Raw genomic sequence first — 9,555 nt, 5'->3', positions numbered from 1 at the left:
GGGGGGAGCGAGGGGGCTGACAATGACATTCGGAGGCAAGGGTACCGGCCTTCCACGCTCCTGTCACAACCTGAGCCGTCGGGTGAGGGGGACGGGCCGCCCGCTCGCCCGAACGTTGGAGAAACGCCGCACCGCGCGTGACGCGTGGCAACATCCGCCGTCATGCAATTCACCCTGAACCGGGGCGTCAGTCTGGCTGTGCTTGCCTCGGCCCGGACGGAGGATGACCACCACGCGGACCTGGGCTGTAGCATCCAGGGCCCCACCGCGCGTCCTGTCCGCCGGGCCTTTCACCCGCTGAAGCGGCACGTCGCCACGCTGGGGCGCGAGGGCGCGCTGCACGATGCGGAGGCGCTGGTGCGTTGGCTGGAAGACACCCCGCGCTATGCCGCGCTGTGCGTGGGCAAGCAGCGGCGCATGGGCCGACGCGTGTTGCGCTCCGACGTGCTGTTCCCGGTGGCCACGCGACACCGGCCGCGCGTGCTGCACCTTCGCCAGGATGAGCTGGGCCTGGATGTACCCGTGCGTGCGTCCGAGTGGCCCGCCGTGGCGGACTTCTTCGCGGCGCTCGCGCGCGGCTCCACGCGCGCGGAGCTTCGGGCCTTCGCGGCGCTGCCCCTGCTGGCGGAGTTGGTGGCGGACCTTGGGCAGGCGGGCTGGCTCGTGCGTCACGAAGCGCCCGTGGAGGTGCCCTCTCCGGGGGCGCTCTTCGTGGGGCACAACACGGTGCTGGTCGCGGGCCGCGAGGGACGCGTGCTGGTGGACCCGTACTTCCGGCCCGAGGGCGCGGTGGACGCGCCGGGCTATCCGCCGATGCAGCCCCGCGACGTGGGACGCGTGGACGCGGTGGTCATCACCCATTCACATGGGGACCACTTCCACCTGGGCTCGTTGCTGCAGTTGCCTCGCGACACGCGCATCTTCGTGCCGGCGGTGGCGCGTGAGAGCCTCTTCTCCACGGACTGTGCCTTGCGGCTGGCGCAGCTGGGCTTCACGCGTGTGGAGCCCTTGCGCTGGGGTGAGTCCCGGCAGGTGGGTGACGTCACCGTGCGCGCGCTGCCGTTCTACGGCGAGCAGCCCACGGATGGAGAAGGCCCGTATCCGGACCTCTTCAATGAGGGCAACGCGTGGCTGGTGCGGGCGCCCGGCTTCTCCGCGGCGTTCTTCGCGGACTCGGGGCACGACGTGCGCGGAGACATGGCGGCGGTGTGCCGGCGCGTGCGCCGCGAGGCTCCCGTGGACGTGCTCTTCTGCGGCGTCCGCGGCTTCCGGCTGGCACCCATCTTCTTTGGCTTCACCACGCTGGAGGCGTTCCTGGTCAACGTCCCCCGCGCCATGCTGAAGGCGCCGCAGCGGCTCATGGCCGGGCCAGAGGAGGCGCTGCGCTATGGCGCCTTGCTGGGCGCGCGCTACGTGGTGCCCTGCGCGGACGGCGGGGCGCCCTGGTACTGGCGCGAGGGCATGGGGCCTCGCTACGCGGGCTACCCTGGCGAGCCCGTGAGCGGCGCCAGTCACCTGGATGAGAACCCGGACGCGGACCCCTATCCGGAGCGGCTCGCCGAGGTCCGGCGGACGATGAAGGACGTTCCCAGGCCCCTGGTGCTGCGGCCGGGAGAGTCGCTGCGCTGGAGGGGCGCGAGGACGCCGGAGGTGGTGCGCCACCCTGGCTTCGTGTGGCCCTTCGGCGGCGCGGCGTGACGTGTCCGCCGCGCGGGGACTCAGCGCGCGGCGAGCCGGGCCCTGCCGCGCACGAACTGCACCACGTACACCCCGGCGACCACCGCGAAGCACACGGTGGCCACCGTCAGGTACCTGCCGATGAGCTGGTGCTCGCCCCAGTTGTGGGGCATCCCCACCAGCTTGCTGGCGTCGCTCAGGCCCACGCCTTCCATCCTGCCAAAGGGGATGGCGTTGAAGTCCTTCTTCGACTTCCACCACGTGAGGAGGCCGTCCACGAGCGACAGCGCGCCGAGCCCCAGGAAGCCCCAGCGCAGGGCCTGCTTGTGGAGGTAGCTGCCCGCCGGGGCGTAGATGGTCAGCATCATCACCGTGCCCAGCACCATCATCCCGCCATCGCCGTTGAAGGTGATGAGCATGTCCACCGTCTGCGGGGACAGCAGCAGCGTGCCCACGGCTTGAAGCGCCAGCAGGCTCGCGCCACAGGCCACCCACAGCCACTGACGGCGCCTCCACCCCCGCCACGCCCACGCGCCCAGCGCCGCGGCGAGCATCAGCGCGAGGAGATAGGAGCGGCCGAAGATGGCCGTCTTCCACAGCGTGGGGAACGCGGACCGGCCGCAGAACCAGGCCGTCATGGCGTGGCCCAGCTCATGGAACGGCATGGTGATGAGCCGGGCCGCGAAGGCGCTGAAGTTGCCGTTCAGCGCCACGTAGGACACCAGGAGCGCCACGGGGATGGCCCAGGTGCGCAGGCGGTGCTCGAACGCGGCCTCCTCGGCGTCGCCGTCCCAGGCGGGTGTCTCCGGTGGCAGCACGTCCGGGCGCAGGTCGGGCGTCGCCAGCCATGCGGGGTCGACGAGCGGCGGTGGTTCCCCGGGCGCCACTGCAGGGGCTTCCTCGCGCTGACGCGCCGCCCGGGCCTCCGCCTTGGCGTAGATGATGCCGCAGCGGGGGCACTCCGGCCCGGCGGCGCGAGGCGACTGGCAGCGGGGGCAGGCCTGGTGGGACGAGGCTTCCACGGTGCTCCCACTCTAGGAGGTCGCCGCGTCCGGCGAAAATCGGGGGGATGGAGCGGGGTGGGCTTGACGGCCACGCCAGACTCACCCAAGAGCGCACCATGCCACCGCTGGACACGAAGACGCGGGGACGGACGTCGCGCGGGCGCCTGCGCGCGCTGGACGCGTTCCTGTGCCGGTTCGAGCGCCCGTTGCTCGAGCGCCGTGACGGGCCCTGGGCGCACGCGGTCTTCGTCGACGTGGGGTTCGGCGAGCACCCGTGGACGACGCTGGAGAGTGCCCAGGCCTTTCGCTCGCTCAACCCGGAGCTCGCCGTGGTGGGCGTGGAGCTGGACGCGGCGCGCGCGCGGGCGGCGCAGGCGGACGCGGATGCCCGCACGTCCTTCCGCGAGGGCGGCTTCGCGTTGCCCCTTCGCCCCGACGAGCCCGCCCGGCTGGTGCGGGCCATGAACCTGCTCCGCCAGGGCCCCCCTGAGCGTGTCCCCGAGGTGCACCGCACCCTGACCCGCTACCTGCTGCCGTCGGGCCTGCTGGTGGAGGGGAGCGCGGACGCGGCGGGCGCGGTGATGGCCGCGCACCTGCTGCGCCGCGGCGTCGGGGAGGGCGCGGAGATGCCGCTGCGCGAAGCGCTCCTGTTCCACACCGACTTCAGCCTGGGCTTCGCGCCCATGCTCTTCCGGGACTGGCTGCCCCGGGACTTGCGCCGCCGGGTACGTCCGGGGGAGCCCATCCATGACTTCTTCTCCGCATGGGGCGCCGCCTGGCAGCAGGCGCGGACCCTGGGCCATACGCACCCACCCGATGCGTTTCGCGAAGCCGCGCTGGGGCTCTCCGCGCGCATGGAGGGAGTGGTGACCGACCCGTGGCTCTTGTCCCAGGGTTACATTATTTGGAGGCCCAAGGGGGGCGTCTGTTCTTGACGACTGAAGGAGAGGGCGCAGCCGAGGGAAGCCAAGTGGGGTGGCGTGCGGTTATCCTCCGCGTGACCAGGACTTGAAACGGCACCTCCTCTCCTTCGCGTGAGGCGTGCCGGGAACGCAGCGGGAGAACGACACCGTCATGTTGGAGCAGGCACCCCAGGTTCGAATGGAGGGCCGTCCGTCCGTGCTGCTCTTCTCCGCGGGCTTCTACGGCACGCTCGCGGCCGCGCGTTGCTTCGGACGCAATGGCATTGACGTCACGGTGGCGGACCCCGGCAAGCTGGGGCCCGCGAGCTGGTCTCGCTTCGTGGGCCGCCGCGTGCAGTGTCCTCCGGAGTCCCAGGCCGAGTCCTTCATCGAGTGGCTGATGGACCTGGGCCGCCGCGAGCCGATGCGGCACGTGCTCTATCCGACGAGCGATGAGCTGGCGTGGCTGGTGTCCGTCCACCGCGAGGCGCTGTCGGAGCACTTCCACCTCTACGACCCGGGCATCGACGCCGTCTACGGCCTGCTCAACAAGCGCAAGCTCTTCGAGGCGGGCCAGGCGGTGGGCCTGAAGCTGCCGCGCACCTGGTTCCCCGAATCGGAAGCGGACCTGAACGGGGTGTCCCGCGAGGCGCGCTTCCCGGTCCTCATCAAGCCCACCACGCAGATTCTCTACTCCACCCACCGCAAGGGGCAGCCGGTGCAGGCGCCCGAGCAGCTCGCGGAGGAGTACCGCGCCTTCTCGCGAGACGGGTACGCGCCCATGCTGGTGCGCTTCGACCCCGCGGTGTCGCGCCCCATGGTGCAGGAGTTCCACCCGGAGGCGGCGGAGGGTATCTACAGCCTCTCCGGCTTCGTGGACGAGACGGGCGAGCTGTTCGAGGTGCGCGGCGCCATGAAGGTGCTCCAGCGTCCGCGGCGGCTGGGGGTGGGCGTGTGCTTCGAATCCGCCCCGGTGCACGAGGAGCTGGCCGCGGGTCTCCAGCGCTTGTGCAAGCGCCTGGGCTATCACGGCGTCTTCGAGGTGGAGTTCATCCAGACGAAGGACGACTTCCTCCTCATCGACTTCAACCCCCGCTACTACGGGCAGATGGGCTTCGACATCGCCCGGGGCCTGCCGCTGCCGCTCCTGGCCTACCACGCCGCGCTGGGAGACCGGGACTCCCTGCGCCGCGAGCTGCGGGCCGCGCGTGATTGGCGCGGCAACGGCGAGGTGTTCTGCAACCGCATCGCGCTGGAGATGCTGCTCAACCTCCAGCGGCTGTCCGGTGCGCTGCCGGAGGACGAGGTCCGCCAGTGGCGGAGCTGGCTGGCGTCACACCGGGACGTGGCGGTGGACCCGCTCATCGACTCGGATGACCTGATGCCCACCGCGGTGGAGGTGGCGCAGATTCTCTACGGCTCCGCGCGCCACCCCCGGGCCTTCATCCGGATGATGGTGCTCAACCGGTGAGCGCGGCGCGGCTGTCCGGCGCGTCGAGCGTCACCAGGTCATCGAACGTCTCCGCGCGCCGCAGCAGCCGCTCCTTCCCGTCCTCCAGCGCGATGATGGCCGGCTGGGGATAGGAGAAGGACGTGGCGAAGGGCACGAAGTAGGCGCCCGCGTCCATGATGGCCAGCGTGTCCCCCACGTGCAGGTCGGGCAGCCGCTTCGCGTGGTAGAGCGTGTCGCCCGGCGTGCAGATGGGCCCCACCACCGTGTAGACCTTGTCGGCCGGCGCGTCCGGCCGGTTCACGTGGAAGAGCTGGTGGTACTCGTTGCGCACGCACTCGGCATGGTTGATGCCGGCGTCCAGCACCGCCCACGTCCTGTCTTCCCCCGCCTTGAGCGCGTGCACGCGGCCCAGCAAGAGCTGCGTGTCGCCCGTCATGGCGCGCCCTGGCTCCAGGAAGATGCGGGGCCGCTGACGGCCGCGCCGCGCGTAGTGCGTCTCCACCATCTCCACCGCCAGCGCCACGTAGCGGTCGATGGACAGCGACGCCGCCGGGTCGGGCGCGGGCACGTCGCGGAAGAAGGTGAGGTTGAGGCGCCAGTCGCGCTCGGCGATGTGCTCGACGGTGGGCGTGTTGAGGCTGCCGCCCAAATCAAGCACCTCCAAGTCCAGCCCCAGCTCCTGGTGCAGCGTGTCCGTGAAGTCGAGCACCGACTCCACGAAGGCCGTGAAGTCGCCCTCCGTGCGGAGGGTCTCTCCACGGTGCGCGTGCAGGCCCACCACGTCCAGGTGCTTCGAGCCGCGCGCCTGCTGGTAGGCCCTCAGCGCGGCGCCTCCCGCGATGGGCGTGCCGAACTGCGCGGACCAGCCGCTGTTCGTCGTCACCCGCACGGCGACGCGCGGGCGGCGGTCCAGCTCCGCGGCCAGCCGGGCGAAGACGGCGATCTCCTCCGCGTGGTTGGCGGCCAGCAGTTGGATGCCCCGGGAGATGGCCTCGCGCACGGAGGACTCCGACTTCACCGGGCCGTTGTAGACGATGCGCTCCGGGGGCACGCCCAGCTTCAGCGCCAGCCACATCTCGTAGGCGGAGATGACCTCCGCGCCCACGCCCAGGCCGTGCAGGAAGGACAGCACGCCGGGCACCGGGTTCGTCTTGTACGAGTAATAGACCTCACAGCCGCTCGTGCGCCCCGGCGGCACCGCGAGGAAGCGCTCCGCGTTGCGGCGCAGCGCCGCCATGTGCACCACGTGCAGCGGCGAGCCCCATCGCTCCACCAATTGCGCCAGCGGGACACCTTCCAGCGTCAGACCCTGGCCCGGCACGTCCCGCAAGCCCCAGTGGGAGGCGGGGATGTGGGTGCGCGCGGGGGCCATGGCCCGCTGGAGCACCGGGCGCAGCGTCTGCTTCACCTGGCGCCTGGCCGTCCCGAGAAGCCGGCTCTTGAGGCTCATGACGCGCGGCCCTGGTTGCGCAGGCGCAGCGGCAGACGGCGGGCGACCTCGAAGGGCAGCACCCGCAGGGCGGCCTGCATGAGGCGGTACTCCAGCATGCCGTTCGTCTTGCGGTACTTGCCGTGAATCATCTCGTTGGACTGCACCACCAGCGTGCCGTCCTTGCCCAGGTTGTGCATCAGCGACGGCCGGCCGGTGCGGTAGTGCAGGATGGGCCGGTTGACGTAGACGTGGCCGAACGCGCGGATGCCGCGCAGGTAGAAGTCCACGTCCTCGTAGACGGGGATGGTGGCGTCGAAGCCGCCCAGCGGGGCGAAGTGCTCGCGGCGCACCATGCACGCGGAGTTCACATACAGCGTGCCGCGGAAGAGGATGTGGGCCACCGTCCACGCGCTGTTGGGCGTGCTGGCGCCCACCTGGGCGGCCCACTCGAAGTACTCGCTCTTGTCCTTGAGCCAGTCCGCGTCGTCGCCGAAGGGCACCACCCAGCCCACCGCCACGCCCGCGTCCGGCCGCGCGTCCAGCGCGCTCACCATGGCGTGCAGCGCGCCCTCGGCGAGCATGTCGTCGTCATCCAGGAAGTGCAGGTAGCGCCCGCGGGCCAGCGTGGCGCCGTGGTTGCGCACCACGGCCGGGCGGCCCTTCGACGGCGGGTCGTTCACCAGGTAGCGGACCCGCTCGTCCTTCAGCCCTTCCACCGCCTCGCGCGCCGTGCCCTCGGGCGTGTCGTCCAGGACGAGGACCTCGACGTTCACCCCTTCCTGGCGGAGGACCGAGCGGATGGCCTCCACCACTTCCTTCTCCCGCTTGTGGGTGGGCATCACCACCGAGACGTCAATGACGGACATGGCGGACTTATACGCGTTGGCGGCCACGCCTGAGAAGCCGCACGCCCGCGCGCCACCCTGTCACATCAGTAGCTCGCGAACTCCAGGTCAAAATCCACTCCATGCACCCCTTCTGGGTCGCACTCGACCTGTGCCCGGACCGCCGCCAGTAGGACAGGAATGTCCGGATTCTGTCGGTTTCCACTCGGACGCGAGGGGGATGTGGCGCTCACGACCACCCAGTCATGGCTGCCAGTGGCCGCGCGGACCTGCCTGTCCGCTCGACCGAAATCCCAATGCGACAGGCGGTTCAGCGAAGGCTGCGTGCGGTGGCGGGCCATGGTCATCCTCCTGCCTCGACTCCGCGAGGCTGGCCGTTGGTTGTGCAGACGTCATGCCAGCCAGCCGCTGGGCAGACGGGCGTGCCGCGGACGACGCTTTTCCCTCTGGGAAGCGGGGGCTCGCCCGGAAGTGGTGGCTTCGGGGCACCGGGTCAGACTTGACGCCGGACGACGGTCGCGACAGGAACAGCCCACGCATGGCGTTCCTCCTGGCACATGAAGTCGAGCAGCCCCGGGCCTGCAGCTACCTGCCGGAGCAGGAGGCCTCGCTCGAGAACCTCGTGCTGGAGGACGTCACGCCGGAGGAGTACGAGCACCTGCTGGTGCGAGGCTGGCGCCGCTTCGGCCTGGTATACTTCCGGCCGGCCTGCGTGGGCTGCAATGCCTGCGTGTCATTGCGCATCCCCGTGGAGGGCTTCCGGCCCAACCGCAGCCAGCGCCGTGCGCATGCCGCGTGCGCGCACCTGCGCGTGGAGGTCGGGCCGCCGCGTGTGGATGACGCGCGGCTGGCGCTGTATCGCCAGTGGCATTCGGAGCGCGAGATTGCGCGCGAGTGGGCGCCGTCACCCATCACCGCGCGCGAGTACTCGCTCCAGTTCTCCTATCCGCACCCGTCCGCGCGCGAGGTGGCGTGGTACGACGACGGCGCGGAGGGCGGACCCAGGCTGGTGGGCGTGGGCATCTGCGACGAGACGCCGCGCGCCTGGAGCGCCGTGTACTTCTTCTACGACCCGGCCTACGCGCGCCTGTCTCTGGGCACGGCCAACGTGCTGCACCAGGTGGCGCTGGCGAAGGCGCGGGGCATCCCTCACGTCTACCTGGGCTACCGCGTGCTGGCCTGCGCGTCCCTGCGCTACAAGGGCGCCTTCCGCCCTCACGAACTGCTGGAGGAGCGGCCCGCGCTGGACGCGGCGCCTCACTGGGTGGCGCCGCCCGAGGAGGCTTGAGGCGGGGCCTGGAGCGCCGCGCCGAAGTGCTGGATCAACCGGCGCGCGTACTCCTCCGGCGCCACGCGCGCGTACTGGCCATGGCCTGCGCCCTCGACGACCCAGAGTGACTTGGGTTCGCACGCGGCCTGGAAGAGGCTGGCCTGGAGCTTCGCGGGCGCGTCCGGGTCCACGTCGCCGTTGACCAGCAGTAGCGGCCGGCCGCCCAGCCGGCACATCCCGTCGATGGGGCGCACCGCGTCCACCGTCACGCCCGCGCGGCGCAGGGTCCACAGCACCGGCTCCGCGCTCATCGCGCCCCAGCGGCCATAGCCCGCGTAGATGTCCGCCTCCAGCGCGGGATAGGCCCCCGCGGCGGCCACCGCCTTCACCCGTGCGTCCTCGCTGGCGACCAGGAGCGACGTGGTGCCGCCCATGGAGAAGCCGAAGAGGCCCAGCCGTCCCGGGTCCACGTCCGGGCGCGCTGAGATGAAATCCAGCGCCGCCGTCACGTCGCGCCGCTCCCGGTCCCCCCACGTCACCGTGTCGCCGCCGCTCTCGCCGTGCGCGCGTAAATCAAAGAGCAACACACCGTAGCCCGCGCCCGCGAGCGTCCGGGCTTCGAAGAGCAGCTGCGCGCGGTTGTCCGCGAAGCCGTGAACCAACACCACCGCGGCGCGGTTGCGGGAAGGTACGTACCACCCCTTGAGCGGCACCCCGTCGGACGTGGTGAAGGCCACGTCCTCTAGCGGCGACAACGCCGGCTCCGCCGGGGGACGTGTCACCGGAATGGGCGGCGGATGCAGCAGGCCCTGGCCGATGCGGTGACCGTTCACCACGAGATAGCCCGCCGCGGCGAGCGACACGCAGAGGGGCGTCAGCGCCATGAGACAGCGGAGTTGAGTGCGTGTTTTCACGGATATCTGGGATTGGCCTGGAGTAAAGCGAACCCTAGCTGAGCCGAGGGGGTGGCGG

General features: G+C 71.1%; 8 protein-coding genes. 4 read left to right on the top strand and 4 right to left on the bottom strand.

The window, feature by feature from the left end; all coding sequences use genetic code 11:
• Nucleotides 1–162: 162 nt before the first annotated feature.
• The gene (locus tag HNV26_RS25800; RefSeq protein ID WP_171443543.1) at nucleotides 163–1,698 is read left to right on the top strand and encodes an MBL fold metallo-hydrolase; all 1,536 of its coding nucleotides are present in this window, start codon (nucleotides 163–165) and stop codon (nucleotides 1,696–1,698) included.
• Nucleotides 1,699–1,718: 20 nt separating this feature from the next.
• Here the strand turns inward: HNV26_RS25800 and HNV26_RS25795 are convergent, their stop codons facing one another.
• Nucleotides 1,719–2,699: a hypothetical protein gene (locus HNV26_RS25795; protein WP_171443544.1), complete on the bottom strand. Its 981-nt coding sequence runs from the start codon at nucleotides 2,697–2,699 to the stop codon at nucleotides 1,719–1,721.
• Between the two features lie 98 nt (nucleotides 2,700–2,797).
• On the opposite strand from HNV26_RS25795, the gene HNV26_RS25790 reads away from it, so the two are divergent.
• Together HNV26_RS25790 and HNV26_RS25785 are read left to right on the top strand one after the other, a co-directional pair.
• A complete protein-coding gene (locus HNV26_RS25790; protein ID WP_171443545.1) occupies nucleotides 2,798–3,616 on the top strand; it encodes a methylase in 819 nt (272 codons plus the stop codon).
• Nucleotides 3,617–3,755: 139 nt separating this feature from the next.
• On the top strand, nucleotides 3,756–5,054 hold the full coding sequence (locus HNV26_RS25785; protein ID WP_171443568.1) for a carboxylate--amine ligase: 1,299 nt from the start codon (nucleotides 3,756–3,758) through the stop codon (nucleotides 5,052–5,054).
• Here the strand turns inward: HNV26_RS25785 and HNV26_RS25780 are convergent.
• Both HNV26_RS25780 and HNV26_RS25775 read right to left on the bottom strand, forming a co-directional pair.
• The gene (locus HNV26_RS25780; RefSeq protein WP_171443546.1) at nucleotides 5,044–6,486 is read right to left on the bottom strand and encodes a type III PLP-dependent enzyme domain-containing protein; all 1,443 of its coding nucleotides are present in this window, start codon (nucleotides 6,484–6,486) and stop codon (nucleotides 5,044–5,046) included. The genes HNV26_RS25785 and HNV26_RS25780 overlap by 11 nt on opposite strands.
• Nucleotides 6,483–7,334, bottom strand: a complete 852-nt coding sequence (locus tag HNV26_RS25775; RefSeq protein WP_171443547.1) for a glycosyltransferase family 2 protein — start codon at nucleotides 7,332–7,334, stop codon at nucleotides 6,483–6,485. Before HNV26_RS25775 ends, HNV26_RS25780 begins: the two co-directional genes overlap by 4 nt.
• A 517-nt stretch (nucleotides 7,335–7,851) precedes the next feature.
• Between HNV26_RS25775 and HNV26_RS25770 the strand changes: the two genes are divergently transcribed.
• Nucleotides 7,852–8,601: an arginyltransferase gene (locus HNV26_RS25770; RefSeq protein ID WP_171443548.1), complete on the top strand. Its 750-nt coding sequence runs from the start codon at nucleotides 7,852–7,854 to the stop codon at nucleotides 8,599–8,601.
• Here HNV26_RS25770 and HNV26_RS25765 read toward each other — a convergent pair.
• On the bottom strand, nucleotides 8,571–9,467 hold the full coding sequence (locus HNV26_RS25765; RefSeq protein WP_171443549.1) for an alpha/beta hydrolase: 897 nt from the start codon (nucleotides 9,465–9,467) through the stop codon (nucleotides 8,571–8,573). The genes HNV26_RS25770 and HNV26_RS25765 overlap by 31 nt on opposite strands.
• Nucleotides 9,468–9,555: the final 88 nt, after the last annotated feature.

The sequence above is a fragment of the Myxococcus xanthus genome (assembly GCF_013116825.1).
GTDB lineage: Bacteria > Myxococcota > Myxococcia > Myxococcales > Myxococcaceae > Myxococcus > Myxococcus xanthus_B.
This window is presented reverse-complemented; position numbering and strand designations above follow the sequence as displayed.